2 protein-coding genes are annotated in these 595 nt (G+C 62.4%); both read right to left on the bottom strand.

Annotation, left to right across the window (positions count from 1 at the left end; translation table 11 throughout):
- On the bottom strand, positions 1-207 hold a 207-nt coding region (locus PH562_RS30840), incomplete at its 3' end, for a tetrahydrofolate dehydrogenase/cyclohydrolase catalytic domain-containing protein (RefSeq protein WP_285177649.1).
- Positions 208-210: 3 nt separating this feature from the next.
- A partial coding sequence (locus tag PH562_RS30835) for a formyltetrahydrofolate deformylase (protein WP_285177648.1) occupies positions 211-595 on the bottom strand: 385 nt, incomplete at its 5' end.

The raw sequence follows: 595 nt of genomic DNA, 5'->3' as shown, positions 1-595 counted from the left end.
GTGCTGGACCGACTTGAAGCCGCATTCCCTCGCCATCTTGCTCTTGGAGTTCACATAGGCATGGCTGGCCGGATCGTCACCGACGATGACGACCGCAAGCCCGGTCTTTACCCCGGCCTCTGCCTCAAGTCCTGCCGCTGCAGCCTTCACGGCCTCGATCACCGAAGCCGCCGCTTGTTTCCCGGCGATCACTATTGCGCGCGCCATCACTCACCCCATGCGCTCTGAGGCATAGGATCCCGGGCTTGCCGGGAAGACGACGGTGCGGTTGCCGTTGATGAAGGTGCGGTGATGGATATGGGCATGGATGGCGCGGGCGAGAACCTGGCTCTCGACATCGCGGCCGATCGAGACATAGTCCTCGGCAGACTGCGCATGCGTGATGCGCGCCGTGTCCTGCTCGATGATCGGACCCTCGTCGAGATCGGCCGTCACATAATGCGCCGTCGCCCCGATCAGCTTCACACCGCGCTCATAGGCCTGCTTGTAGGGGTTGGCCCCCTTGAAGGACGGCAGGAAGGAATGGTGGATGTTGATGATGCGGCCCGACATCTTCTGGCACATGGAATCCGACAGGATCTGCATGTAGCGCGCC

The organism is Rhizobium centroccidentale, from assembly GCF_030182565.1.
In the GTDB taxonomy this organism is placed as follows: Bacteria; Pseudomonadota; Alphaproteobacteria; order Rhizobiales; family Rhizobiaceae; genus Rhizobium.
Note: the sequence above shows the minus strand (reverse complement) of the source record. Positions and strands in the feature narration are given on the sequence as shown.